The sequence below is a fragment of the Stappia sp. genome (genome assembly GCF_965276915.1).
Taxonomy (GTDB): Bacteria; Pseudomonadota; Alphaproteobacteria; order Rhizobiales; family Stappiaceae; genus Stappia.
The window spans coordinates 4,269,421-4,293,695 of record NZ_OZ255709.1 but is presented as its reverse complement, the minus strand read 5'-3'; the positions used below and the strand labels follow the sequence as shown (position 1 = coordinate 4,293,695).

Sequence of the window (24,275 nt, the reverse complement as noted above, 5' to 3'; positions counted from 1 at the left end):
AAATATACTAACTATATTTTATGGACATTGGAATGCTTGTCAACATCACTTCGAGGGCTTGGGCCTTGCCCATATTGTCGAGCCTGCACTCGGGTGTCGCCGGGCGGCAGGCGCCACTCCTGGCTGCGACCGGCGCAAGCAGGACCGCCTTCGCGCAAAGCATGGATCATCTGATCGAAATGGGACTGATTGAACGGAACCCCGGTTACGGCCACCCGCTGCGCCCGGAGTTCCGGCTCACACGGATGGGGGGGGCGGCCGCTGCCATCGCCAATAGGATCCACACTGTTTCCACGGAGGAAGATCGGCACTTGCTGCGCAGATCGTGGACGTTGCCGGTTCTGGTATCGCTCCACACGCCAAGCCATTTCAGCGACATCAAGCGAAACCTGCAGACGATAACGGACCGGGCCCTGTCGCAGTCTTTGAAATCAATGGAAGCGAGAAACTGGGTGTGCCGCAGCGTTGATGGAGCCGCCCGCCCGCCGAGGTCCATCTATTGTGCGGTGAACACTGGTGGACGGATAAGTCAGGTCACTGCGCCTGAAATCAACTTCATCTGGAAACCCCGGCCGTTCATCAATGCACCTGGGCCGGGGGCGTAACGTCAGGGTCCTGACCCTAGAACGCCTTGAAGGTGATGATCGTCTTGGTGTCGAGAATGCCGTCGAACGGGTGCAGCTTCTCGTTGACGAAGTGGCCGATATCGGCGTCGTCGTCGACATAGACCTTGACCAGGAGGTCGTAGTCGCCGGCCGTTGAGTAGATCTCGGAGGCGATCTCGGCGTCGGCGATGGCGTTGGCGACCTGGTAGGCCTTGCCCAGGTGGCACTTGATCATCACGAAAAACGGAACCATTTCAGTCTCCGGAGCCGGGGCGGCGGGTGCCGCCGAGTCGCCCGACAGTGAAGCGGATGTCCTGGCTCGGGGCAAGGGGAACCTCGCCTGTTGGCGCCCGCGCCCCCCGGCAAGGCATGAAACGGCCGGGCGGAAGCGTCGCGGAACCCGAAAACTTGAACGTTCCGGGCTTGCGAAGTTGCGGCGGGTGTCGGAGTCTGCCATGAAACCGTTGAGTATCCCTGCCGCGATGCAGGTCCGGACCCTGCGTCCGGGCAGGCCGGCCCGGTCGACGGGACAGTGCACCGGCATCCGTTTGCAGGCGCCCGTTTGCAGGCATCCGTTTGCAGGCACCCGTTTGCAGGCACCCGGCACGGCGCAGCCGGCCAAGGACGAATACCGAACCGAAGACATGGCCCCATGACCCGCCCGACGTCCCCTACACATCCCGCGCCGTCCTTCACGGTGACGCGACGCGGCGCGCTCGGCCTTGCCGGGTTCGGGCTGGCAGGCAGCCTGGCCACGCCGGCGCTCGCGCAGCCGACGATCGAATGGAAGATGGCCACCGCCTGGCCGGCCGATCTTCCCGGTCCCGGCCAGGCGGCGCAGCGCATCTGCGATGCCATCGCCTTGCTGAGCGGCGGCCGGATGCGGGTCCGCCTGTTCCCCGCCGGCGGGCTGGTGCCCGGCAGCGAGGTGTTCGACGCCGTCTCCGCCGGCACGGCGCAGATGGGCCATGCCTCCGCCGCGTTCTGGCAGGACCGGCTGCCGGCGGCGGTCTTCTTCGCCACGGTTCCCTTCGGCTTCCTGCCGCACGAGCATGCGACCTGGATCGAGCAGGGCGGCGGCCAGGCCCTGTGGGACCGGCTCTACGCCCCCTTCGCGGTCAAGCCGTTTCCCGGCGGCAATGGCGGCGGTCAGCTTGGCGGCTGGTTCATGAAACCGGTGCAGACGCTTGACGACCTCAAGGGCCTGCGGGTCCGGATGCCGGGCCTTGGCGGCGAGGTCATGCGGCGGCTCGGGGCGACCCCTGTTTCCCTGCCGCCGGCCGAGCTGGTGCCGGCGCTGAAGAGCGGACTGATCGACGCGGCCGAGTTCCTCGGACCGGAGAGCGACCGGGCGATGGGCTTCCAGACGGTCACCAAGCTCTGCTATGCGCCCGGCTTCCACGAGCCGAACGGCACCACCGAGGCACTCGTCAACAGGGTTGCCTATGACGGATTGCCGGATGATCTGCGCGCGATCATCGCAGCCGCCTGCCGGATGGAAACCCTGCATGGCATGTCGGAAAGCGCGTGGAGAAACGCGGAAGCGATGCGGCAGCTCGTCGGGGAGGACGGCGTCGAGCTCAGGGTCTATCCGACCGAGATCACGAGCGCGCTGCGCGACACGTCGACCGATGTCGTCGCCGGTCTTGCCGGCGGCGGTGACCTCGACCGCGAGATCTACAAGAGCTATGTCCGCGCGCTCGCCAGGCTGGCCCTGTGGAGCGATGCGTCCGAGCGTCTGTTTCTCGAGCGTCGGCGGCCGTCCTAGAGGGGTCTGGCCGGGCCGGGGCCCCTGATCTCCGGCGGCAGTTCGCGGAACCGGCCGTCGCGCAGCGCGGCGAGGGCGAAATCCACCATCGGGTCGAACATCAGGTCCTGATGCCCCTCGGGCAGGCAGCGGCAGGTCTGCGCCACGAGCGCGGGATGAAAGAACATCACCAGCGAATGCTGGAACAGCATCGCCGCCGTGTCCGCGTCCTGGTCGGCGAACTCGCCCTTCTCGATCCCCTCGCGGATGAGCCGGGCGAACGAGCCCCGCATCTCGGCCTTGTGGACCTCGATCTCGTCCCAGGCCTCTTCCATCGCGGCTTCGAGCAGGTCGTGGATCTTGCGGTCCGCGGTGTAGCTGTCGCGGGTGTGCTGGAAATGCTGGCGGACCATCTGGCGCAGCCTGTCGGCCGAATTGCCCTCGGCCGTCTCCACGCCCTTTTTCATCGCCTCGCGCAAACCGCCGGTGACCAGCAGCGTGACAGCCTTGGTCAGCTCCGCTTTCGAGGCGAAGAAGCGGTAGACATTGGCGGGCGACATGCCCAGTTCCCGGGCGATGTCGGCGACGGTGGTCTTCTGGTAGCCGTAATGGTGAAAAAGCTCGCTGGCCTTCTCGACGATCCGCCGGCGCATGTCATGCGCGGCCGGGCTCGTCGTCCCGTCCCGGGTCGCCGCCAGTGTCTCTTCACTTTCAAGCATGTCACTCATCATGCACTGATCCGGTTTTTGTTTCTTCGGTACGCCGCGATCGATGGGAACGACGGCAGTGCCGCACGGGATGCCCGCTTGCCGGGTGCGCCCGCGTGGGCCGGTTCGCGCCAACAATGGGAGCAGCCGGCGGTTGCGTCAACTTGTCCCTTCATCTGCGGCCAGGCTGTGGATGGCGGGCAGCCACGCGCCAAGGGCTTCCGGCGGATCCGTCCGCTCTTCTGTATGATATATGTTCTCTGACGTTTATTGACAATCGTCATTTAATATCCATATTCGTGCCGGGCGGTCGCCGCAATCCGGCGGCGGTCGATGCTCCGTCCGGGCGGTCGTCTGCTGCCCGTCCGGGAACGCCGCGCCCCTTGGGCCCTGAACGACCGGAATACCTGACCGGAGAAAAGATGAGATGAGCCGTTTCCCCGCATTTTCCAGCCTCGTCGACCTGATCCGGCCAGATATCTCGGGCGCCCGCCTTCGCCGCGCCCCTCTTTTGCGCTTCGCAACCGTTGTCGCGCTGGGCGCTGTCGTCGCAGCATGCCAACCGGAGGCGGCCGTCGAGGAGGACGTGGCCAAGCCGGCGCGCACCGTCTGGGTGGAGCCGGCGGCGCCGGCGGGCGGGCGCACGATTTCGCTGACGGGCATCATCCGCGCGCGCAGTGACGCACCCATCGCCTTCCGGGTCGGCGGCAAGATTTCCGAGCGCGTCGCCGACATCGGCGACCGGGTGAAACCGGGCGACGTCGTTGCCGTGCTCGATACCTCGGATCTGGAGGCGGCGCTGAGAGCGCGCGAGGCGGAAGAGCGGGCCGGGCGGGCTCAGTCCCGCCGTGCCGCGGAAGACCGTCTGCGGATCGCGACACTGAAGGAAAAGGGGCATGTCAGCCAGGCGGCGCTCGATCAGGCGGTTGCCTCCGACGATGCGGCTGCCGCGTCTCTCAAGGCGGCTGTCGAGCAGCGCATCCTTGCCGCCAACCAGCTTGCCTATGCCCGTCTCGAGGCGGATGCCGAAGGCGTTGTGACTGCCGTCCTGGCGGAGCCGGGCGAGGTCGTCACGGCGGGCCAGCCGGTGCTGCGCATCGCCCGCGATGCGGAGCGCGAGGTCGAGGTGGCAATCCCCGAGGCGCAGATCGCGGCCGTGTCCGGCGCCGCGCCGCGCATCACCCTGTGGGCCGAGCCGGACCGGTCCTTCCACGCCAGCTTGCGTGAAATGTCGCCGGTCGCGGATGCGGCCGCGCGCAGTTTCACCGCGCGTTTCTCCATTCTCGATCCAGGTGTCGATGCCCGTCTTGGCATGACCGCGACGGTGCATCTCGACCGGGCCGCGGAAGAAGGCGATGTCGCGGTGCCGCTTGCCGCGGTCTGGTATGACGGCAGCCAGGCCAAGGTCTGGCATGCGGAACCGGGTGCGGAAAAGGTCGAGCCCGTCGCCGTCACCGTGCGCCGGATCGAGGCCGAGCGGGCCATCGTCTCGGGCGGGATCGCGACGGGCGAGCATGTCGTCAGCATGGGCGCGCACCGGCTGGACCCGGGTCTGCGGCTCAGGGTGGTCGCGCGCGATACGGCCGGACCGGTTCGCGTGGGGGCCCTGCGATGAGCGGCTTCAACCTGTCCGCCTGGGCGATCCGCCACCAGACGCTGGTCCTGTTCTTCATCTTCGTCACGGCCGCCGCCGGCATCTTCGCCTACAGCAATCTGGGCCGGAACGAGGATCCCGCCTTCACGGTCAAGGTGATGGTGGTCACCGCCGTGTGGCCGGGCGCCAGCGCGGCCGAGATGCAGGACCAGGTCGCCGACCGGGTCGAGACGCGGCTGCAGACGCTGCCCTGGCTGGCACGGCTGGAGACCTATACCCGGCCCGGCTTCATGGCGACGCAGATCGTCCTGGAGGACGCCACTCCGCCGGGTGAGGTCGAGGACCTGTGGTATCAGGCCCGCAAGAAGGTCGGGGACATTTCCTCCGACCTGCCGGCCGGCGTTGTCGGCCCCTTCTTCAACGACGAATACGCGGACGTTTATGTCCAGGTGCATGCGCTGAGCGCGCCGGATGCCACCTGGACGGAGCTTTCGGATCTCGCCGAAATGGCGCGCCAGTCCTTCCTCTCCGTTCCCGGGGTCGAAAAGGTCCAGCTCTTCGGCGAGCAGGACCAGAAGATCCACGTGGATATTTCCTATGCCAAGCTGGCGACGCTCGGCATCCCGGCGAGCGCTATCTTCGACGCGCTGGCCGCGCAGAATGCAGTTGTCCCGTCCGGTTCGGTCGACACGCCGAGCGAGACCGTGCAGGTGCGCGTCACCGGCAGCCTCAAGGGGGTCGAGGCGGTGGCCTCGGTGCCGATCGAGGCGGACGGGCGCACGTTTCGGCTTGGCGATATCGCCACCGTCAGCCGCGGCGTTTCCGATCCGCGGTCCTACGTGACCCGCTACAATCGCGAGAACGCGATCCTTCTCGGCGTTGCCATGGCCGATGGCGGCAACGTGCTGGAACTGGGCGAATTGCTGCAGGACAAGGCGGCCGAGGTCCGCGCCCGGCTGCCGCTCGGCGCCGAACTGCATGAAGTTTCCAACCAGCCCGATGTGGTCGAGGAAGCGGTCGGCGAGTTCCTGCTGAAGTTCGTCGCCGCGATTTCCATCGTGCTGCTGGTCTCCTTCGTTTCGCTCGGCTTTCGCACCGGCATCATCGTCGCCCTGTCGGTGCCGCTGACGCTGGCCGCGACCTTCGTCTTCATGATGCTGATGGGCATCGACCTGGAGCGTATTTCCCTTGGCGCGCTGATCCTGTCGCTGGGGCTTCTGGTCGACGATGCGATCATTGCCATCGAGATGATGGTGGTGAAGATCGAGCAGGGCTGGGACCGCGTCCGCGCGGCGACCTTCGCCTGGGAATCGACCGCCTTCCCGATGCTGACCGGCACGCTGGTGACGGCGGCGGGCTTCCTGCCCGTCGGCTTCGCCAAGTCCTCGGCCGGCGAATATGCCGGCGGCATATTCTGGGTGGTGACGACGGCGCTGCTGGTCTCCTGGGTCGTGGCGGTGGTCTTCACGCCCTATCTCGGGCTCAAGCTTCTGCCGCGCTCGCTGGAACGCCACGCGGCGGCGCGCGGCGATGTCGACGAGGACGCGATCTATCGCACGCCCTCCTACAACCGCCTGCGCCGCATGGTCACCGGCGCGGTGCGCTTCCGCCTGCCTGTGGTGCTGGCGACGATCGGGCTGCTGGTCCTTGCCGGCTACGGCATGGGTCACGTCAAGCAGCAGTTTTTCCCCAATTCCTCGCGCCCCGAGGTGCTGGTCGAGTTGAAGGGGCCGGAAGGCGCATCCTTCGCCGCCACCGAGCGCGCAACGCGGGAGATCGAGACGCTGCTCGCCGACAGCCCGGACGTCGACTATTTCACCACCTATATCGGCGCCGGCGCGCCGCGCTTCTTCCTTGCCTACAACCCGGCGCTGCCCAATCCGGGCTATGCCCTTTTGCTGGTGCAGTCCAAGGGCGGCGAGCATGCCGACGCACTGGTCGACCAGTTGCAGGCGCGCTTTGCCGCCTCGGAAGGGGCGGTTCGCGGGCGGGCCAACAAGCTGGAGCTCGGGCCCCCGGTCGGCTATCCGGTGCAGTTCCGCGTGGTCGGACCGGATCTCGACGTGGTGCGCGGCATCGCGGAAGAGGTGCGCGACGCGATGCGGGCGAGCCCCGACACGCGCAACACCGAGCTGCAATGGGGCGAGAAGGTCAAGAGCGTCCGCCTCGAGGTCGACCAGGAGCGGGCCCGCGCGCTCGGCCTGTCGACCAGCGAGATCGGCCGTTCGCTGCAGACGCTTCTGGCCGGCTACGAGGTCACCTCGTTGCGCGAGGGGCGGCATTCGGTCGGCGTCGTCGTCAGGGCGGCGGAAAGCGAGCGCGCCGCGATCGGCGACATCTCCGACCTCGTCCTCCAGGTGCGCGACGGCCGGGCCATACCGGTCTCGCAGATCGCCCGTATCGACTATACCTCGGAGGATCCGATCCTGTGGCGGCGCAACCGGGAGACCGTGCTGACCGTGCGCGCCGACGTGGCTCCGGGCCTGCAGGCGCCGGATGTCACCGCCGCGCTCACGCCGGTGATGCAGGAAATCGCCGCCGGCCTGCCTCCCGGCTACCGGATCGACGCGGGCGGCGCGGCGGAGGAATCGGCCAAGGCGAACACGGCGCTTGCCGCGGTGTTTCCCCTGATGCTGCTCGCCATGGCCGTCCTCATCATGCTGCAGATGCAGTCCTTTTCGAAGATGGTGCTGGTCTTCCTCACCTTCCCGCTCGGGCTGGTGGGGGCGGTCGCGGCACTGCTCGTCACGGACGCGCCCTTCGGCTTCGTCGCCATTCTCGGCGTCATCGCGCTGGGCGGCATGGTGATGCGCAACACGCTGATCCTGGCCGACCAGATCGAGCACGATCTGGAGGCGGGGGCGACCATGCGGCAGGCGATCGTGGAATCCACCGTGCGCCGCGCCCGGCCGGTGATCCTCACCGCGCTGGCCGCCGTGCTGGCGTTCATTCCGCTGACCTTCAGCATCTTCTGGGGCCCGATGGCGATCTCCATGATCGGCGGCCTGACGGTCGCGACCGTGCTGACGCTGATCTTCATGCCGGCGCTCTACGCGCTGTGGTTCCGCCGCCGCCTCGATCGCACCGAGGCGCAGGTCCTTGCCGCGCGTGCGGGCAGCTCGCCGGAAGCGGACGGCAAGCCCGACGGAGCCGCTTCCGATACGGCCCCCGCGAAGGCCGTTCCGTCCGGCAGCGTTCCGTCCGGCAGTGTTGCGTCCCGCAAGGACCCGTCCGACAAGGCAGAGAGTGCAACGGACCCCGCGCCGGCTCTGCCTCAGGCGGCGGAATGACGCCCCCGTCGTTCCGTCGCCGCCCTTTCCCCGGTCCGCTCGAATCCCGGACCGTTTCGGGAACCGGGACGCCGCGCCGTTAGAAAACCGCCATTTCGGCCCTCCTCGAGTGATAAATTCGCCACAGTCTTTCTGGAAACGAAGTGCCCGGTGTCTTCCTCGCGATTTGCATATTTTTTGTGCATTTGCGCGACGGCTGCACAGGGCGTTACAAAAATGTCGTCAAACGTCCTGATTTAACCATTGCTTGACCATTCCCTAGGGGAAGGGTCGCGTTACGGAAGCGCAGTTTCGATCATTCTTCGCCGGAAAGCCCGTGCATTGTGCTGCTCCCAACGCGATTGCGAAGCCGGGACAACTTGACCATCCTTGTCGAAACGACCGCGAGGGAGGGGCAATCGCCTCGCGGTAAGTATTCGGGGAGGAGAAGGTCGAGTCATGCTGACACAAAAAACATCCGTAATTCTTTCATTGTCTGTTGTTGGCGGGATTGTTGCGGCAACGTCTGCGCAGGCTGGCGGTTTTGCACTGCGTGAACAAAGCTCCTACTACCAGGGGATGTCCTTTGCGGGCTACGGCACGACGGGGCCGTCGATCTCGTCGATGTTCTGGAACCCGGCGACGATTACAGGTGCGGGCGAAGGGTTTACTTTCGAGACGCACAACACGCTGATCGTTCCCAACGCGGAGATCACCGGCACGTTCACCTCGCCAGGTGTTCCGCTTCCGCCTTTCGCCATTGTCCTGCCGAACAGTTCGGTTCCCTCGGGCGATATCGGCAACGACGCCTTCATCCCGGCCTCCTACACCGCCTACAAGGTCAACGACCAGGTGTTCTTCGGCCTGGCGATCAACGCCCCCTTCGGCCTCGCCACCAAGCCGGGGCAGAACTGGGCCGGCCAGTTCTATTCCCGTTCCTCCAAGGTCCAGTCGATCAACGTGAACCCGATCATCGGCTACAAGATCAACGACATGCTGTCGGTCGCCTTCGGCGTGCAGTTCCAGCATTTCGCCGTGTCGCTGAAGACGGGCGTCCCCAATGTGCCGGGCTTCCCGTCGGGCATACTCGAAGGCGACGACATCGGCTTCGGCGTGACCGCCGGCGTCACCTACAAGCCGTTCGAGGGCACCGAGATCGGTCTTGGCTATCGCTCGGGCGTTGCCCACACGCTCGGCGGCAGCAGACAGACCCCGGCCGGCACCACCGCCATTGAAGCGAACCTGATCACGCCGGACATGGTCAACCTGTCGGTGAAGCAGCGTGTCACCGATGCCTTCCGCGTCTTCGGCACGGCCGAGTGGACCAACTGGAGCCGGCTGAAGTCGCCGCGCGTTACCAACCAAGCCACTGGCGCGACGATCCAGTCCTTGCATTTCAACTACAATGACGGCTGGTACTTCGCCCTTGGCGGCGAGTACGACGTCACCGAGGACCTGACGATGCGCGCCGGCATCGGCTACGAGCTCTCGCCGATCGACGATGCGATCCGCACGACCCGCCTGCCGGATTCCAACCGCCTGTGGCTGTCGGCCGGCGCCTCCTACCGGTTCAGCGAGGACCTGTCGTTCGACCTCGGCTACACCTATATCCACGGCGAAAAGGCGAACATCAATATCGGCCCGGGTCATCAGGACTACGACCCGGCGGTCGGCACCTATATCGGCACGGCCAATGCCAACGTGAACATCGTCTCGGCCTCCATGCGCTACCGCTGGGGCGGGCCGAAGCATCGCGGCGAGGTCGATCCGGTTCGCGGCTACTGAGCCCGTCCGGCGACTCAAAAAACTGCAAGTTTCGATCAATTTTTGCGCAATTATGCGCAAACAATGTTCGAACTTGTCGCGATTGCACCGGTTGAAACAGCGCCGGCGGAGCTCCTCCGCCGGTGCTTTTTCTTGCGCCCCTCGGCCTCAGAAGGCGGCCGGGTAGAGCCCGCCATCGACGAGGATATTCTGCCCCGTCACATAGCCGGCATGAACGGAACAGTAGAAGGCGCAGACCTGCCCGAACTCCTCCGCCGAGCCGAAGCGCCCGGCCGGGATTTCCGCCGCCTGCGCCCGTCCGACCTCCTCGACGCTGCGGCCGGAGGTTTCGGCGGCGCGCTCCAGCCCGCCGCGCAGCCGGTCGGTGTCCATCTTGCCCGGCAGCAGGTTGTTGAACGTGACGTTGCGCGCCGCGTAGGGCCGTCCGACACCGGCCAGGAAGGCGGTCAGTCCGGCCCGCGCGCCGCTCGAAAGGTCGAGGCCGGCAAGCGGCATCCGCACCGTGATCGAGGTGATGTTGACGATGCGTCCGAACCCGCGTTCGGCCATGCCGTCGGCCACCTTCTGGATCATCTCGATCGGCGAGATCATGTTCTGGATGACGCCGTCGATCATCGCCTGGCGGTCGAGTTCCCGGTAGTCGCGGCGCGGCGGGCCGCCATTGTTGTTGACCAGGATGTCCGGCTCCGGGCAGGCGGCAATGAGCGCTTCCTGCCCCTCGGGGGTCGACACATTGGCGACCACGGGGGTCACGTCGACGCCGAAACGGGCGCGGATGTCGCTGGCCGTGGCGTCGAGGCGAACGGCGTCGAGACCGTTGATGACGAGGTTGCAGCCGGCGGCGGCCAAGGCCTCGGCACAGCCACGCCCGAGGCCGCGGCTCGAGGCGCAGACGATGGCCGTGCGGCCGGAAATTCCAAGATCCATGTCCGTTCTCCCTGGGTGACATGTCGCCGAAGCGGCTGGTCGAGGCCGCGTTCGCGGTTGCAAGAAGTGATAGCGGAGGGGCGGGCCACGCGTCCAGTTGACCCCGCCCTTGCCACGGGACGGCAGCCGTTTCCGCGTGCTGTCATATTTCTGAGACCGGAATCGCGCATTTAAACGCTCAAAGTCTTGTCAGGAGCGTGCCATGTCCATCGAGCCGGCCCCGCGACATTACCGGGCGATCTTCCTGTCCGACATCCATCTGGGAACCCGGGGATGTCAGGCGGAGCTGCTTCTCGATTTCCTCAAGTATCACGATGCGGAGACCATCTACCTGGTCGGCGATATCGTCGATGGCTGGCGCCTGAGGCGCATGTGGTACTGGCCACAGGCCCACAATGACGTGGTGCAGAAGCTGATGCGCAAGGGCCGCAAGGGCGCGCGCATCGTCTACACGCCCGGCAACCACGACGAGTTCCTGCGCGATTTCCTCGGCACCCATTTCGGCGGCATCGAGGTGATCGAGGAGACTGTCCACGAGGCGGCCGACGGGCGCCGCTATCTTGTCATCCACGGAGACCGGTTCGACGTGGTCGTGCGCCATGCCAGGTGGCTCGCCTTCCTCGGCGACTGGGCCTATGTCAGCGCGCTCAACCTCAACACGGTGCTGAACGTGCTCCGCCGCCGTCTGGGGCTGCAATACTGGTCGCTGTCGGCCTGGGCCAAGCTGAAGGTCAAGAACGCGGTCAATTTCATCGGCAAGTTCGAGGAGACGCTTGCCGGAGAGGCGGAGCGGCAGGGGGTCGACGGGGTGATCTGCGGTCACATCCATCATGCCGCCGATCACCACGAGTTCGGCACGCACTATATTAACACGGGCGACTGGGTGGAGAGTTGCACGGCGGTTGCCGAGCATCACGACGGCACGTTCGAGATCATCCGCTGGGCGGAACGGGCGCGCGAATTGCCGGCCCTCGACGAGGCGCCGCGCGGCGCGCAGGCTGCCGCATGATGAAATCGCTGCTCATCGTCTCCGACGCCTGGCACCCGCAGATCAACGGCGTCGTGCGCTCCATCGAGCGCACCGTCGAGGAACTGCTGCGATTGGGTGTCCGGGTCGAGGTGCTGTCGCCGGCCGATTTCTACACCGTTCCCTGCCCGACCTATTCCGAGATCCGGCTGACGCTGACGACGCCCGCGGCGCTTCGCCGGCGGATCGAGGCCGGGGATTTCGAACATCTGCACATCGCCACCGAGGGGCCGCTGGGACTGCTGGCGGCGCGGGTGGCGCGCGGCCTTGGCCGGGCTTTCACCACCAGCTACCACACGCGCTTTCCCGAGTATCTTTCGGCGCGGGTGCCGGTGCCGGTCTCCTGGTCCTATGCATGGCTGCGCCGGTTCCACAATTCCGGCAACGGCTGCATGGTGGCGACGCCGACGCTGGAGCGCGAACTGCGCGCGCGCGGCTTCACCAACCTGATGCGCTGGTCGCGCGGTGTCGACCATGAGCTGTTCCGCCCGCGCGAGGGCGAACCGCGCCCCGCGGAACTGGAGAGCCGTACCGGCCCGCTCTTCATGTATGTCGGCCGGGTGGCGGTGGAGAAGAACATCGCCGCCTTTCTCGATCTCGACCTTCCCGGCACGCGTGTCGTGGTCGGCGAGGGCCCGCAGCTGGCGGAGCTGCGCGCCCGCTACCCGCAGGTGCTGTTCACCGGATCGAAGACCGGCGAGGAACTTGCCCGTCACTATGCGGCGGCCGACGTGGTCGTCTTTCCGAGCCTGACCGACACGTTCGGCAATGTCGTGCTGGAGGCGCTTGCCTGCGGGGTGCCGGTGGCGGCCTACCCGGTGATGGGCCCGCAGGACATTCTCGAGGGGACCGGCGCCGGCATCCTCGATGCCGATCTGGGGCAGGCGGCGCTTGCCGCGCTTGGAGTTTCCAGAATGCGCTGCCGCGAGGTCGCCTTGACCTATCGCTGGGCGCAGAGCACCCGGCAGTTCATCGAGAATTGCAATGCGGCGGCGGCCAACGCCGCGATGCCTGGCGCGGCCTGATTGCCAAAAGACGTGGCGAGCGAACGTCTTGCCCTTCTTCCGCGTGTGGCCATCGTGTACGGATAGGGCATTCCTTTTCGCTCCGGTGGAGGCCTCCATGGACAGTTTCGCAGTTGCCCCGTCCTATCAGGACATCGTCGATGCGCGGGCACGCATTGCCGGCGAGGCGGTACTGACACCCCTGTTGCGCTCCGCCTATCTCGACGCCCTTGTCGGCGGGACAGTGCTGCTCAAGGCGGAAAACCTGCAGCGGACCGGGTCGTTCAAGTTTCGCGGCGCCTATAATCGCCTCTCGCTGATTCCGGAAGACGAGCGGTCGCGCGGTGTTGTCGCCTGCTCCTCCGGCAATCACGCGCAGGGCGTTGCGGAAGCGGCGCGGCTGCTGGGCATGCCGGCGACCATCGTCATGCCGGAAGACGCGCCGCAGGCAAAGCTGGAACGCACCCGGCGCTCGGGCGCGCGCGTCGTCACCTACAGGCGCGGTGAAGAGGACCGCGACGCGATTGCCGCGACAATCGGTGCCGAGACCGGGGCGACGTTCGTTCATCCCTACAACGATGCCGGGGTGATCGCCGGGCAGGGAACCATCGGCGCGGAACTGGCCGAACAGGCGATGGCCATGGGGCTCTCTCCCGATGCGATGCTGACCTGCGCCGGTGGCGGGGGCATGACGAGCGGCATCGCGCTGGCGCTGGAAACGCTCCTGCCCGCCTGCGACCTGGTTCCGGTCGAACCGGAGGGTTTCGACGATCACGCCCGCTCGCTCGCAGCCGGAGTGCGGGTTTCCAACGCACGCGAATCCGGGTCGATCTGCGACGCGTTGCTGTCGCGCGAACCGGGCGAGATCGGTTTCTCGATCACCAGCCGACGGGCACGGCTGGGCGTTGCGGTCAGCGATGCCGAGGCGATGGCGGCGGTTGCCTTCGCGTTCAGGGAGCTGAAACTGGTGGTGGAGCCGGGCGGGGCGGTCGGCCTTGCCGCTGTACTGTCCGGAAAACTGCCGCTTGCGGGGCGGTGCGTGGCGCTGACGCTATCGGGCGGCAATATCGATGCCGAGGTGATGGCGCGCGCGCTGGCCGCCGGGTGAACCGGGCCTCGGCCAACAGGCCCTCAGTTGAATGTGCGCTTGCTGCCGGGGTGGCGCATGGTGCGATAGGTGTAGACCTCCTCGGCAACGCCCGAGGAGCCTACTCCCAACCATTCGCAGCGGAATTTCAGGAACTTGCCGTAGGTCTTGTGGCCGACACCGGTTTCCTTCATCAGCATTGCCACCGCGCCGCCGGCCTGCGAGGCGAAGGTGTCGCGCACCGAGCCGTCGCGCAGCGACAGGTGGCGCGAGACGAGCCATACAATCGCATCCATGTCCTTGCGCTCAAGCAGTGTCAGCAGGATGTTCTCGAAGCTGAGCTCGCCGGAGGCGATCTGGATGCGGACCTCGTGCTTCGAGAGCTGCTCGCCGCCGATCTCCAGCCCTGCGTCGCGGTCGTCGGCAACGGCGCGGCTGGCGATCCTGGTCAGCGTCTCGTCGTCGTCGAGCGCCTTTTCCAGTTCGGGCGGCATCAGCGGGCAGTCGGTCTGCGAGATCATGCGAAGGTCGTCGCGGAAGCCATCGTCCTGGGCGCAGCGAAGCGCCAGGGCACCGAGCAGGCGCTGGTCGGATCCGGCAAGGATCAGCAGTGCCAGCAGGGCCCGCACCGCGAATTCCGATCCGTCATTCTGCAGCAGGGCATTGAGAACGGGGAAGGTGCCGCGCGCCACCAGCGTGTCGACCACCTCCTTGGGCACGCGGATGCGCCGGGCGATTGCAAGCCGGTGGTGGTCGCTGCGCTTGCGCGACACCTCGATCAGCTTCTCCGTGCTGACGACCGGCGAATGTTCGAGCACCGGCTCGCACAGATCGAAAGGCTCTTCGGCAAGCCGGTCGGCGAGCGGCTGGGTGATGCGCTCCGTGCGTGCCAGGCGAACGACAATGTCGAGCCGCACGGAATGTTCGAGCTGTTCGAAGACATCAAGGACAAGGCCGGAGAAAAGATAGCGCTCCGCGTCGGTCGGCTCGCGCTCAAGCTTGTCGGCATATTGGGCACTTAGCAGGCGAACGAGTTCCGAGCGAGCCGAGGGCTCACGGATGCGCGCCAGTTCCTCCAGTCTGTCCCGGATCATGCCCCATGGTCCAATGCAGTCGTTTCAATTCGGAACAGATAACGGCAAACAGGCCGTCCTCCAAAGAACAATCGTAATTTCAGAGCGTTAAAATTACGTAGTGACGCTTCCCCTGCGGCAGGAGGGCGATGTCCGCAGTGATCCGGCATGAACCCGCCCGGGTTCCGACCCTAGCTGAACAGGGACTGCTTTTCGCCGGGCGACAACTGGTCCATCGGATCGTCGCCGTCATCGTCGGACAGGGGACTTGCGGGTTTTGCCGGCTTCGGGGTGTCCTCCGGCTCGACCTTGAACTCCGCTTCCCAGGCCGCGGTGTCCTCATCGTCGATCATGACGATGTCGTCCTCGGGGAGGATGTCGTCCATGCCGGCTTCGTCCGCCGCGGCCTTGGCGCCGGGACGCTCGAAGACATCGGCTTCGGCAAAATCGATGTCGTCGAATTCCAGGCCGGCCGTATAGTCGGGATCTCCGGCGTCGTCCTCGGGGACGGTCTGGAAGACGTCGGCGGGATCCTCGTCGGTGTCATCGGCAGCAGGCGCGGAGGCGAACAGCGCCTCGATCTCGTCCTGCGAGGCGGTTTCCCCGGCAAAGACCGAGGCGTCGCCCGCGTTGTCGTCGGCACCGGCTTCGTCTTCCGCGCGGGTTTCCTCGACCTCGGCCTCCATGGCGCTGGCCGCGGCCTCGAAAGGGTCTTCCCCGGTTTCGTCCGCGTCCTTCGCGAGGCTGCCGAACATTTCGTCGACGGCGTTCTGGGAGACGCCCTTGCCGTCCATCTGGGGGCCGTTGAGCAGATGCGCGTCGGGACGCTTGTCCTCGACGAATTTCGTGTCGGTGGCGGTGGCGTCCTCGATGCCCCAGATCGAGATCATCAGGTTGATGCGCGATTCCAGGTATTGCAGCACCTGGACGATCTTCTGGGTGCGCTGGCCTGTCAGGTCCTGGAAGGAGCAGGCCATGAAGATCTCGGTGGCGCGCGCATCGATGTCGTCGCAGCTGGCCTCGTCGGCACCGTTCTCGCGCAGCGTCCAGGCGGTTTCCTGGATGGCTTCGGCGGCGGCGAGGATCTCCTGGGTGGCGCTTTCCGTCTTGGTGACGATCGCGTCGAGTTCGTTGGAGGCCTCGATGAAGCGGTTGCCGTCTTCCTGCTCGTGCTTGATGTTGGCGATCTCGCGCTTGGTGCGCTCGATGGCTTCCTGCATGTCGGCGATGTCGAGGCGAATGCGGTCGAGATTCGGCACGGCGCGCTCGCGGGTCATCGCCTTTTCCAGCCGGCCGATTGCCTCCAGCACCACCTGGGTGTCGGGCTTCTGGTTTCGCTTGGTGTATTCCTGCAGGAACCAGCGGCCGCGATCGGTATCCGTCAAGGCGGTCAGGATCGCGTCGTAGTCGCTCTCCCGGATCGCGCTGGGCGTGCCCATGTCAGCCATCAGTGTCGTTCCGCGTTCCTGAATTTTCCCGGTGCCGGCATGCCGGCTGCGATCCCACATGCTTAATCGCCAAATCCTTAAAATCGGTATAGAACGCCAGTCCAACCGGAACACGGGTTCTCCATCCATGCCCCTGCGAGCCAGGGTTGCGGCGCTGTTCGCGGCCTATTTCTTCGGCCTCGGCCTGTTTCTCCCCTTCTTCCCGCTGGTGCTCGCAGAGGCGGGCCTGGGCGCCGGCGAGATCGGGACGCTGCTTGCCGTGCCGCTCGTCGTGCGGCTCGCGGCCAACCCGCTGATCTCCGCCGCCGTCGACCGTTTCGCCTCGCCCGGACGGGCGATCGGCCTGCTCAGCCTGTTGGCGGCAATCGCCTTTTCCGGGTTCTTCGTGGTCGAAGGGTTCCTTGCCAGCGCGCTGTTGCTGGTGGTGATTTCCATCGCCTGGTCGCCGCTGATGCCGCTCGGCGATGCCCTTGCCGCGCGGGTCGAACGGGAGGGCGAGGGCGACTATGGCCGCATGCGGATGTGGGGATCGATCTCCTTCATCCTTGCCAACCTTGCGGGGGGCGCGCTGGTCGGGCAATGGACCGTGGAAGTTGTGGTCGGTGGCATCGTTGCCGGTCTCGCAGGCGCCGCTCTTGCCGGCTGGTCGGTGCCGCTGGGGCGAATCCGGGTCCTGGAAAACGAATCGGTCTCCTTCGTCTCGCCTGACCTTGCCCTTGCCGGGCTCGAGACGGAGGAGGCGGGGCACGGCCGCCGCCGGGGGAGCCTGGCTGCAAAACTGCATCTGCTGCGCGGCGAGGCGCGTTTTCTCGATACCGGTTTCATCCTGGTCGTGCTGGCCGCCGGCTGCGTGCAGGCGAGCCATGCCGCCTATTACGCCTTCAGCGCGCTGTTCTGGTCGGGGATCGGCCTGTCCGGCATATGGGTCGGCGGGCTCTGGGGGCTCGGGGTGATCACCGAGATCGGCCTCTTCGCCATGTCGGCCGGGGTGAGGGCAAGGCTCGGCGTCACCGGCCTGCTGGCGCTGGGGATCGGCGGCGCCGTCCTGCGCTGGCTGTTGTTTCCGCTGGCGGTCGATCCGGCGTCGATCGCAGCCCTGCAATTGCTGCACGGGCTCAGTTTCGGCGCCACGCATCTGGGCGCCGTCGCCTTCGTCGCGCGCAATGCCCCGCCGCAATGGGCGGGAGCCGCGCAGGGCGTGATGTCGATGGCGGGCGGGGTGGTCACGGCGATCGCCTCCGCCGCCGCCGGCCTGCTCTATGCGACCGGCGCGGTCCCCGCCTTCGCGGCAATGGCCGGGCTCGCGGCGCTTGGAGGGGGCTTTCTGGTCGCCGGACTGGCGGCGCGGCGCGGGAGCTGAACCCGCGCGGCCGCGCCGGGTTCAGCCCCAGAGCGCCGGTCGCGGGGGATGCAGCGTGCTGCCCTCGAAGACAAGGCCCGGCTCGCGGTCCCTGGTCAGAAGCAGCGGCGCGTCGAGGTCGACATAGTCGGCCCCTTGCGCGACCAGCGTCGCAGGGGCCATGGCAAGCGAGGTGCCGAGCATGCAGCCGACCATGACCTTGAAATTCATCCGCCGGGCGGCGCGGGCCAGAACCAGCGCCTCGGTGAGGCCGCCGGTCTTGTCGAGCTTGATGTTGACCGCATCGTAAAGCGGGGCGAGCCGTTCCAGGTCGGCCGCGGTGTGCAGGCTCTCGTCGGCGCAGACCGGGATCGGCCGGGCGAGCGTTGCCAGCGCGCCGTCCGCGTCGGCGGGCAGCGGCTGTTCGATCAGTTCGACCCCGGCGGCAAGGCAGGCGGCCATGTTGCGGGCGAACAGATCCTCGGTCCAGGCCTCGTTGGCGTCGACGATCAGGCGTGCGTCGGGTGCGGCGGCGCGCACGGCGGCGATGCGGGCATCGTCGCCCTGGCCGCCGAGCTTGATCTTCAAGAGCGGCCTGGTGCGGGCCCGGGCCGTGTCTTCGGCCATCTTCTCCGGCGTGCCGAGGCTGATGGTGAAGGCGGTGGTCATCGCCGTCATCGCCGATACGCCGGCAAGCTGGGCGGCGGGAACGCCGGCCTGTTTCGCGGCAAGGTCCCAGAAGGCGCAGTCGAGCGCGTTGCGCGCCGCGCCGGCCGGCATGGCGAGTTGCAGGCTCTCCCGGTCGAGGCCGTGGGCGATCTCGGGGGCGAGGCGGGCAATCTCGTCCATCACCCCGGCCACGGTCTCGCCGTAGCGGGCATAGGGCACGCATTCGCCGCGCCCGCCATGCGGCCCCGAAGTCAGCGTCGCCACGACGACATGGGCGTGGGTGCGGCTTCCGCGGGCGATGGTGAAACCGCCCTCGATCGGCCAGCTGTCGGTTGCGACCGCCAGTTCGACGGTCATGGCTTGCCGAACTCGGCTGCGATCCGCTCGACGACGTTGTCGCAGCCGAAACGCACCGGGTCGGTGGCGGGAAGCCCGTATTCCGCTTCCGTCGCGGCCAGCAGCTTGCGTGCCTCGTCCTCGCCGAGGGCGGCCGTGTTGATGCAGATGCCGACGCAGCGGATCTCCGGGTTGGTCAACCGGCCGCAGGCGATGGTCAGGTCGATCACCTCCCGGATGGTCGGCAGCGGGGTCTTGACGCCGCGCATGTTGGTGCGGGTCGGCTCGTGGCAGACGATGAAGGCGTCGGGCTGCGAGCCGTGCAGGAGGCCGAGGGTGACACCGGCGAAGGAGGGGTGGAACAGCGATCCCTGACCCTCGATCACGTCCCAGTGGTTCTCGTCGGCGGCAGGGGAGATCCATTCCGCCGCGCCGGAGATGAAGTCGGCGACGACCGCGTCGAGCGAGACGCCGCGGCCGGAGATGAAGATGCCGGTCTGGCCGGTGGCGCGGAAGTCGGCGTCGAAGCCCTTCGCCCGCATGGCCTGCTCCAGCGCCAGGGCGGTGTATTTCTTGCCGACGGAGCAGTCCGTGCCGACGGCGAGCACGCGCTTGCCGCTGCGCTTCGTGCCCTTGCCGGTGTCGAACCGCATGTCTGAATGGCGGACATCGTGCAACTGACGCCCGTTGCGGGCGGCCGCATCGCGGATTTCCGGCACGGAGGCAAGCCGCATGTGCAGGCCGCTGGCGATGTCGAGGCCGGCATCGAGGGCCTCGACCACCGAGGCGATCCAATGGTCCGGCAGCACGCCGCCGGCATTGACGGCGCCGATGACCATCGTCCTGACGCCGGATTTCGCGGCTTCCTGCGGTGTCATGTCGGGCAGTTTTGCATCCGCCTTGCATCCGTCCAGGCGGAGCTGGCCATGGCACCAGTCCCGGCGCCAGTCGACGATGCCAAGGCCTGTCTTGGCCGCCAGCGCGTCCGGCACGTCGCCGAGAAACAGCAGATAGGGATGGGCGATTTCCATCGGATGCTCCTGATACCTGAAGAATGTCCGGCCGGCACGAGGGGAGAGGGGGCGTGTCGGGCGCGGGCTGCATGTCGCCGGCCCGCACGGCTGGACGCTTGCATCGGGGTCAAGGTATACGTGGGCGAGAGGAGGCTCGGCAAGGGGGGCGCGCGGCGGTGCGGCAAACCCTGCGGCAGCTTCCGACCTTTGCCCGGCGGAGATCCGCCGAGATGGCATCCACGACAATGGCAGAGGCGGATGACGGTCCACGCGGCGCAGGATATTCCACGGATTTCGGTCAGCGACCGGGACGGCGACTGCCGGATCGTGGTCGAGGGGCCGTGGACGATCCGCAACAGCGAGGCGATGGAGCAGGCCGTCGGCGAGTTCGCGACCCCGCGCGCAAAGACGGTCCGGCTCGATCTGTCGCAGCTCAAGGGGCTCGATACCGCCGGAGCCTGGCTCATCCACCGCCTGCAGGCGGATATCGAGTTTCACGGGGGGCGGGTCGAGCGAACGGGCGTGCGCAGCTCCTACGAGGCTCTTATCGGCGAGGTCGAGCAGCACCACCCGCCGGCCTGGAAGCCGGAGCGCCACCCCCTGTCGCTGCTTGGCATCCTGGAGAAGACCGGGCGCGAGGTCGTCGATGTCGGCGGCGACATCAAGGCCGTGCTGCATATTGTCGGCTCGCTGGTCAGCGTGCTGTCCGGTGTCTTCCTGCGCCCTCGAAGCCTGCGCCTGGTGTCCGTTGCGACCCAGTTCGACCGGGCCTGCATCGGCGCGGTGCCGATCGTGCTGCTGATGAGCTTCCTGATCGGGGCGATCATTTCGCAGCAGGGCGGGTTCTACCTGCGCCAGTTCGGCGCCGACATCTATGTGGTCGATCTCGCCGGCGTGCTGGTGCTGCGCGAGATCGGCGTCATTCTCACCGCGATCATGGTCGCGGGCCGCTCCGGCTCGGCCTTCACCGCCGAGATCGGCTCGATGAAGATGCGCGAGGAGATCGACGCGCTGCATGTCATCGGCCTCAGAGTGACGGAAATCCTGATCCTGCCGCGCCTGTTCGCCCTGATCCTTGCCCTGCCGGTACTCACCTTTCTGTCCAACCTGGCGGCGTTGTTCGGCGCCGGGCTGGTGAGCTGGATCTATCTCGACATCGCGCCGCGCGTTTTCATCGACCTGATGCAGGTGGCTGTTACCGTCGATACGCTGATGGTCGGGATCATCAAGGCACCGTTCATGGCGCTGATCATCGGCCTGGTTGCCTGCGTGGAGGGCATGAAAGTGGAAGGTTCGGCGGAATCGCTCGGGCACCACACCACGATGTCGGTGGTGAAGGCGATCTTCATGGTGATCGTGGTGGACGGGCTTTTCGCAATCTTCTTTTCCTCGATCGGAATCTGAATGCAGCCGGCAAGCGACAGTCTTCCCGCGCAGAACCCGGCCCCGGCCGGTCACGCGGGTTCGCGCGAGGTCATCCTGAGCGCCCGCGGGGTGACCGTCGGGTTTGGCTCGACGATTGTGCTCAAGGATCTCGACCTCGACGTCAACGCGCGCGAGATTCTCGGTTTCGTCGGCGGGTCGGGCACCGGGAAGTCCGTGCTGATGCGGGCCATTCTCGGGCTGACGCCCAAGCGCGCCGGCACGATCGAGGTGTTCGGCGTCGACCTGCAGAAGGCGACGTCCGACGAGCGGCAGGAGGTGGAGCGGCGCTGGGGGGTGCTGTTCCAGCAGGGTGCGCTGTTCTCCTCGCTCACGGTCCGGCAGAACATCCAGGTGCCGATGCGCGAGCACATGCGCATGTCGCAGCGGCTGATGGACGAGTTGGCGCTGCTCAAGATCGAGATGGTCGGCCTGCCACGTTCGGCGGCCGAGAAGTTTCCGTCCGAACTGTCCGGCGGCATGATCAAGCGGGCAAGCCTTGCCCGCTCGCTGGCGCTCGATCCCGATCTGGTTTTTCTCGACGAGCCGACCTCCGGGCTCGATCCGATCGGCGCGGCGGCCTTCGACGATCTGGTGCGCAAGTTGCGGGACACGCTCGGGCTGACGGTCTACATGGTGACTCACGATCTGGACAGCTTGCATTCCATTTGCGACCGCGTCGCGGTATTAGGAGAGAAGAAGGTGCTCAGGGTCGGAGCCATTGAGGAACTGATGAAGTTCGACAATGCGTGGGTCCAGTCCTATTTCAATGGCGAGCGGGCGCTGCGGCGGGTATGAGCAGGAACTGAAAAAGCATGGAAACCCGCGCGAACTACATTGCCATCGGCGCGTTCGTCTTTGCGACGCTCATCATCGGATTCGTTTTCATCTATTGGCTGGGAAGCCGCGCCGAAGGGCCGCGCGCGCTACCGGTAAAGGTGATCTTCAACGGGGCGGTCACCGGACTGTCGGTCGGCGGCGCCGTCAACTTCAACGGCATCAAGGTGGGCGATGTCGGTGATCTCGGGTTCGACCAGAAGGATCCCAGCGTTGTCATCGCGACAATCCGGGTGCGCCCGTCGACACCGCTGCGCAGGGACGTCAAGGCGACTCTCGGCTTCCAGACACTGTCCGGCATCGCCTATGTCGACCTTTCCGGGGGCACCACCGACGCGCCGCTCCTGCTCGATCCCGATGCCGAGGAGCCGCCGGTGATCCATGCCGAGCGTTCCGCCTTCGAGGACATTGTCGAGGGCGCCCGCGACATCCTTTCACGGGCCGATACCACGCTTGCCGCCATCGAGAAGGTGGTCACGGACAACCGCGAGGAAGTGAACCAGATCATCGTCAACGCACGCGTCTTTTCCGATGCGCTCGCCAAGAACGCCGATGGCGTCGACACGTTCATGTCGAGCGTGGCGAGCACCGGCGAAGCGCTGCAGAGCCTGTCCGGCCGGCTCGAGGGGCTTGTCGACAGCGCCACGGCAATCGTCGATGCGGTGCCGCCCGGGAAGGTCACCCAGATTGTCGACGACGCGGCGTCCGTCACCTCGAAGGTCGCCAGTGCCGCCGACGGGCTCGTCGGGCTGATCGACGACGCGGAAAAGGCGGCGGAGGAGCTGAAGCAGTTCACCGTGGGCCTGACACGCAGCCTTGGCGAGTTCGACAAGGTCATCGCCGCGATCCGGCCCGATGCGATTACCGACATCGTCGATGGCGTGGCCGCCTTCACCGGGATCCTCAAGGACCGCTCCGACGATATCGACCGGCTCGTCGTCTCGACGACGCGCACCATGGAGAATTTCGAGAGTGTCAGCTCGGTCGCCGCGGCGAGCGAGGAGGACATCCGCAAGGTGCTCTCCGACGCGCGCGTGCTGGGCGAGCAACTGGTCGAGACGGTCGGACGGATCGACCGGCTGGTCGCCGCCGTCGATCCGCAGAAAGTGGCCAGCGTCGTCGCTTCGGTGGAAGAGCTCTCGGGGGGACTGGCGACCCGCACCCAGACCATCACGACCGCCATCGACAAGGCCGGCGAGGCTGTCGACAACGTCACCGAGTTCAGCCAGAGCCTGAAAGGGCGCGGGCCGGAGATCGACCGGATCCTTGCCGATGCGCAGGAACTTGCCGCAAAGCTCAACGCCACCGGCACGCGCCTTCAGGGCGTCGTCGACAAGGTCGACGCGATGGTCGAGGGCGACGGCGAGGGGCTGGTCGCGGAAGCAACGCAGGCCGCTGCCTCGATCCGCAAGGTCGCCGACGTACTGGCGGAGCGGGTCGGACCGGTGACCAGCGGGCTGGAGCGGTTCACCACACGCGGATCGGCCGATTTCTCCAGTGCGATGGCACAACTCAGCCGGACGCTGGTGGAGATCCAGCGCACGGTCGCGGATCTCAACCGCGATCCGCAGCGGGTGATCTTCGGCGGCGACGACAAACCCACCTTCGGCGGGGCGCAAAGACGATGAGAATGCAGACGGGACGGGGCATGCGGTTGGATGATGTTCGGCTTGGCGGCCTGAGGCGCGCCTTCTCGGTGATCGGCCTGTCGCTGGCGCTCGTCGTTGCCGGCTGTGCAAGCTCAAGCGCGCCCGATGCCTACTACGGCCTGACCACGCCGCCGGCGGCGGAGAGCGGACGGGCCGGTCGTGCCGCCCGCGTGCAGGTGCTGGTTCCCGCGCCGCGCGCGCTGCAGGCGCTCGACACCGCCTCCATCGCCGTGGTCGATACGGGTCCGGTCTATACCTATTTCCCGAAAGCCGCGTGGACCGACACGCTGCCCAAGGTGGTGCAGGCGAAAATCGTCCAGTCGCTGGAAAACACGCGCGGCCTGCGCGGCGTCGGCCTGCCGGGCGAGGGATTGCTGATCGACTACCAGTTGCAGAGCGACCTGCGCGCCTTCGAATTGCGCATCGACGGACAGGACCGCGCCGTCGTGGAGATGATGGTTCGCCTCGTCAACGACCGCAACGGCCGCACCAAGGCGACCCGCATCTTCCGCACCGAGGTGCCGGCGAAGAGCACCAGCGTCACCGACGCGGTGGCGGCGATGAACGCGGCGGCCGACGCGGTGCTGCGCGAGATTTCCGCCTGGGTGCTGTCCAACGTCTGATTTCTCGAGGGCGCGTTTTTTGTGAGATGAAGGCGAGCGATCGCCTTGCGAAAAACAATCGGGCGCTTGCAGGGTTTCCCGCAAGCGCCCGTTCTGCTTTTCGAGATGCCTTGG

Annotated in this window: 20 protein-coding genes; 13 read left to right on the top strand and 7 right to left on the bottom strand. The window is 66.6% G+C overall.

The window, feature by feature from the left end:
- Nucleotides 1–32: 32 nt before the first annotated feature.
- Complete coding sequence (locus ACQY46_RS20080; RefSeq protein ID WP_428697746.1) at nt 33–605, top strand: winged helix-turn-helix transcriptional regulator; 573 nt, start codon at nt 33–35, stop codon at nt 603–605.
- A 16-nt stretch (nt 606–621) separates the two neighbouring features.
- Here ACQY46_RS20080 and ACQY46_RS20075 read toward each other — a convergent pair whose 3' ends face one another.
- Nucleotides 622–858: an Lrp/AsnC ligand binding domain-containing protein gene (locus tag ACQY46_RS20075; protein WP_306029780.1), complete on the bottom strand. Its 237-nt coding sequence runs from the start codon at nt 856–858 to the stop codon at nt 622–624.
- 444 nt (nt 859–1,302) lie between these two features.
- Between ACQY46_RS20075 and ACQY46_RS20070 the strand changes: the two genes are divergently transcribed.
- Nucleotides 1,303–2,373 (top strand): TRAP transporter substrate-binding protein, encoded by a 1,071-nt coding sequence (locus tag ACQY46_RS20070; RefSeq protein ID WP_428697745.1) that lies wholly within the window; start codon nt 1,303–1,305, stop codon nt 2,371–2,373.
- On the opposite strand, the gene ACQY46_RS20065 is transcribed toward ACQY46_RS20070, so the two are convergent.
- The gene (locus ACQY46_RS20065) at nt 2,370–3,071 is read right to left on the bottom strand and encodes a TetR/AcrR family transcriptional regulator (protein WP_428697744.1); all 702 of its coding nucleotides are present in this window, start codon (nt 3,069–3,071) and stop codon (nt 2,370–2,372) included. The two genes, ACQY46_RS20070 and ACQY46_RS20065, sit on opposite strands and share 4 nt — an antisense overlap.
- Nucleotides 3,072–3,486: 415 nt before the next feature.
- On the opposite strand from ACQY46_RS20065, the gene ACQY46_RS20060 reads away from it, so the two are divergent.
- The 3 genes from ACQY46_RS20060 (at nt 3,487) to ACQY46_RS20050 (ending at nt 9,707) form a co-directional block, all read left to right on the top strand.
- Complete coding sequence (locus ACQY46_RS20060) at nt 3,487–4,674, top strand: efflux RND transporter periplasmic adaptor subunit (RefSeq protein WP_428697743.1); 1,188 nt, start codon at nt 3,487–3,489, stop codon at nt 4,672–4,674.
- The gene (locus ACQY46_RS20055) at nt 4,671–7,943 is read left to right on the top strand and encodes an efflux RND transporter permease subunit (protein ID WP_428697742.1); all 3,273 of its coding nucleotides are present in this window, start codon (nt 4,671–4,673) and stop codon (nt 7,941–7,943) included. Before ACQY46_RS20060 ends, ACQY46_RS20055 begins: the two co-directional genes overlap by 4 nt.
- Nucleotides 7,944–8,381: 438 nt before the next feature.
- Nucleotides 8,382–9,707: an OmpP1/FadL family transporter gene (locus ACQY46_RS20050; RefSeq protein WP_428697741.1), complete on the top strand. Its 1,326-nt coding sequence runs from the start codon at nt 8,382–8,384 to the stop codon at nt 9,705–9,707.
- Between the two features lie 147 nt (nt 9,708–9,854).
- Here ACQY46_RS20050 and ACQY46_RS20045 read toward each other — a convergent pair whose 3' ends face one another.
- Nucleotides 9,855–10,634, bottom strand: a complete 780-nt coding sequence (locus tag ACQY46_RS20045) for an SDR family oxidoreductase (RefSeq protein ID WP_428697740.1) — start codon at nt 10,632–10,634, stop codon at nt 9,855–9,857.
- Nucleotides 10,635–10,836: 202 nt separating this feature from the next.
- On the opposite strand from ACQY46_RS20045, the gene ACQY46_RS20040 reads away from it, so the two are divergent.
- The 3 genes from ACQY46_RS20040 (at nt 10,837) to ACQY46_RS20030 (ending at nt 13,773) form a co-directional block, all read left to right on the top strand.
- Nucleotides 10,837–11,643: a UDP-2,3-diacylglucosamine diphosphatase gene (locus ACQY46_RS20040; protein ID WP_428697739.1), complete on the top strand. Its 807-nt coding sequence runs from the start codon at nt 10,837–10,839 to the stop codon at nt 11,641–11,643.
- Nucleotides 11,643–12,686, top strand: a complete 1,044-nt coding sequence (locus tag ACQY46_RS20035; protein WP_428700528.1) for a glycosyltransferase family 4 protein — start codon at nt 11,643–11,645, stop codon at nt 12,684–12,686. The genes ACQY46_RS20040 and ACQY46_RS20035 overlap by 1 nt, the downstream gene beginning before the upstream one ends.
- 97 nt (nt 12,687–12,783) lie before the next feature.
- The gene (locus ACQY46_RS20030) at nt 12,784–13,773 is read left to right on the top strand and encodes a threonine ammonia-lyase (RefSeq protein ID WP_428697738.1); all 990 of its coding nucleotides are present in this window, start codon (nt 12,784–12,786) and stop codon (nt 13,771–13,773) included.
- A 23-nt stretch (nt 13,774–13,796) separates the two neighbouring features.
- Here ACQY46_RS20030 and ACQY46_RS20025 read toward each other — a convergent pair whose 3' ends face one another.
- Nucleotides 13,797–14,846: a DUF2336 domain-containing protein gene (locus ACQY46_RS20025; protein ID WP_428697737.1), complete on the bottom strand. Its 1,050-nt coding sequence runs from the start codon at nt 14,844–14,846 to the stop codon at nt 13,797–13,799.
- A 170-nt stretch (nt 14,847–15,016) separates the two neighbouring features.
- The gene (locus ACQY46_RS20020; protein WP_428697736.1) at nt 15,017–16,273 is read right to left on the bottom strand and encodes a protein phosphatase CheZ; all 1,257 of its coding nucleotides are present in this window, start codon (nt 16,271–16,273) and stop codon (nt 15,017–15,019) included.
- 127 nt (nt 16,274–16,400) lie between these two features.
- On the opposite strand from ACQY46_RS20020, the gene ACQY46_RS20015 reads away from it, so the two are divergent.
- Entirely contained in the window at nt 16,401–17,633 is a 1,233-nt protein-coding gene (locus ACQY46_RS20015) for an MFS transporter (RefSeq protein ID WP_428697735.1), read from the top strand.
- A gap of 21 nt (nt 17,634–17,654) precedes the next feature.
- Here the strand turns inward: ACQY46_RS20015 and dgcA are convergent, their stop codons facing one another.
- Together dgcA and dgcN are read right to left on the bottom strand one after the other, a co-directional pair.
- A complete protein-coding gene (gene dgcA / locus ACQY46_RS20010) occupies nt 17,655–18,638 on the bottom strand; it encodes an N-acetyl-D-Glu racemase DgcA (RefSeq protein WP_428697734.1) in 984 nt (327 codons plus the stop codon).
- Complete coding sequence (gene dgcN / locus ACQY46_RS20005; RefSeq protein ID WP_428697733.1) at nt 18,635–19,648, bottom strand: N-acetyltransferase DgcN; 1,014 nt, start codon at nt 19,646–19,648, stop codon at nt 18,635–18,637. Before dgcN ends, dgcA begins: the two co-directional genes overlap by 4 nt.
- Before the next feature lie 240 nt (nt 19,649–19,888).
- Here dgcN and ACQY46_RS20000 point away from each other — a divergent pair, with 240 nt between their 5' ends.
- The 4 genes from ACQY46_RS20000 to ACQY46_RS19985 are packed head-to-tail and all read left to right on the top strand — an operon-like array spanning nt 19,889 to nt 24,161.
- Complete coding sequence (locus ACQY46_RS20000) at nt 19,889–21,034, top strand: ABC transporter permease (RefSeq protein WP_428697732.1); 1,146 nt, start codon at nt 19,889–19,891, stop codon at nt 21,032–21,034.
- Nucleotides 21,035–21,850, top strand: a complete 816-nt coding sequence (locus tag ACQY46_RS19995) for an ABC transporter ATP-binding protein (RefSeq protein ID WP_428697731.1) — start codon at nt 21,035–21,037, stop codon at nt 21,848–21,850. It begins immediately after the preceding gene.
- Between the two features lie 17 nt (nt 21,851–21,867).
- Nucleotides 21,868–23,517, top strand: coding sequence for an MlaD family protein (locus ACQY46_RS19990; RefSeq protein ID WP_428697730.1), 1,650 nt, complete (start codon nt 21,868–21,870; stop codon nt 23,515–23,517).
- 20 nt (nt 23,518–23,537) lie between these two features.
- Nucleotides 23,538–24,161, top strand: a complete 624-nt coding sequence (locus ACQY46_RS19985; protein ID WP_428697729.1) for an ABC-type transport auxiliary lipoprotein family protein — start codon at nt 23,538–23,540, stop codon at nt 24,159–24,161.
- Nucleotides 24,162–24,275: the final 114 nt, after the last annotated feature.

What these genes read in the sequence shown, in the direction of transcription:
- ACQY46_RS19985 (WP_428697729.1), top strand. Translation starts at nt 23,538, where the DNA reads ATGCGGTTGGATGATGTTCGGCTTGGCGGCCTGAGGCGCGCCTTCTCG.
- ACQY46_RS20045 (WP_428697740.1), bottom strand. Translation starts at nt 10,634, where the DNA reads ATGGATCTTGGAATTTCCGGCCGCACGGCCATCGTCTGCGCCTCGAGC.
- ACQY46_RS20035 (WP_428700528.1), top strand. Translation starts at nt 11,643, where the DNA reads ATGAAATCGCTGCTCATCGTCTCCGACGCCTGGCACCCGCAGATCAAC.
- ACQY46_RS20000 (WP_428697732.1), top strand. Translation starts at nt 19,889, where the DNA reads ATGACGGTCCACGCGGCGCAGGATATTCCACGGATTTCGGTCAGCGAC.
- ACQY46_RS20060 (WP_428697743.1), top strand. Translation starts at nt 3,487, where the DNA reads ATGAGCCGTTTCCCCGCATTTTCCAGCCTCGTCGACCTGATCCGGCCA.
- ACQY46_RS20025 (WP_428697737.1), bottom strand. Translation starts at nt 14,846, where the DNA reads ATGATCCGGGACAGACTGGAGGAACTGGCGCGCATCCGTGAGCCCTCG.
- ACQY46_RS20030 (WP_428697738.1), top strand. Translation starts at nt 12,784, where the DNA reads ATGGACAGTTTCGCAGTTGCCCCGTCCTATCAGGACATCGTCGATGCG.
- dgcA (WP_428697734.1), bottom strand. Translation starts at nt 18,638, where the DNA reads ATGACCGTCGAACTGGCGGTCGCAACCGACAGCTGGCCGATCGAGGGC.
- ACQY46_RS20055 (WP_428697742.1), top strand. Translation starts at nt 4,671, where the DNA reads ATGAGCGGCTTCAACCTGTCCGCCTGGGCGATCCGCCACCAGACGCTG.
- ACQY46_RS19995 (WP_428697731.1), top strand. Translation starts at nt 21,035, where the DNA reads ATGCAGCCGGCAAGCGACAGTCTTCCCGCGCAGAACCCGGCCCCGGCC.
- ACQY46_RS20075 (WP_306029780.1), bottom strand. Translation starts at nt 858, where the DNA reads ATGGTTCCGTTTTTCGTGATGATCAAGTGCCACCTGGGCAAGGCCTAC.
- ACQY46_RS19990 (WP_428697730.1), top strand. Translation starts at nt 21,868, where the DNA reads ATGGAAACCCGCGCGAACTACATTGCCATCGGCGCGTTCGTCTTTGCG.
- ACQY46_RS20065 (WP_428697744.1), bottom strand. Translation starts at nt 3,071, where the DNA reads ATGCTTGAAAGTGAAGAGACACTGGCGGCGACCCGGGACGGGACGACG.
- ACQY46_RS20050 (WP_428697741.1), top strand. Translation starts at nt 8,382, where the DNA reads ATGCTGACACAAAAAACATCCGTAATTCTTTCATTGTCTGTTGTTGGC.
- ACQY46_RS20020 (WP_428697736.1), bottom strand. Translation starts at nt 16,273, where the DNA reads ATGGCTGACATGGGCACGCCCAGCGCGATCCGGGAGAGCGACTACGAC.
- ACQY46_RS20015 (WP_428697735.1), top strand. Translation starts at nt 16,401, where the DNA reads ATGCCCCTGCGAGCCAGGGTTGCGGCGCTGTTCGCGGCCTATTTCTTC.
- dgcN (WP_428697733.1), bottom strand. Translation starts at nt 19,648, where the DNA reads ATGGAAATCGCCCATCCCTATCTGCTGTTTCTCGGCGACGTGCCGGAC.
- ACQY46_RS20040 (WP_428697739.1), top strand. Translation starts at nt 10,837, where the DNA reads ATGTCCATCGAGCCGGCCCCGCGACATTACCGGGCGATCTTCCTGTCC.
- ACQY46_RS20080 (WP_428697746.1), top strand. Translation starts at nt 33, where the DNA reads ATGCTTGTCAACATCACTTCGAGGGCTTGGGCCTTGCCCATATTGTCG.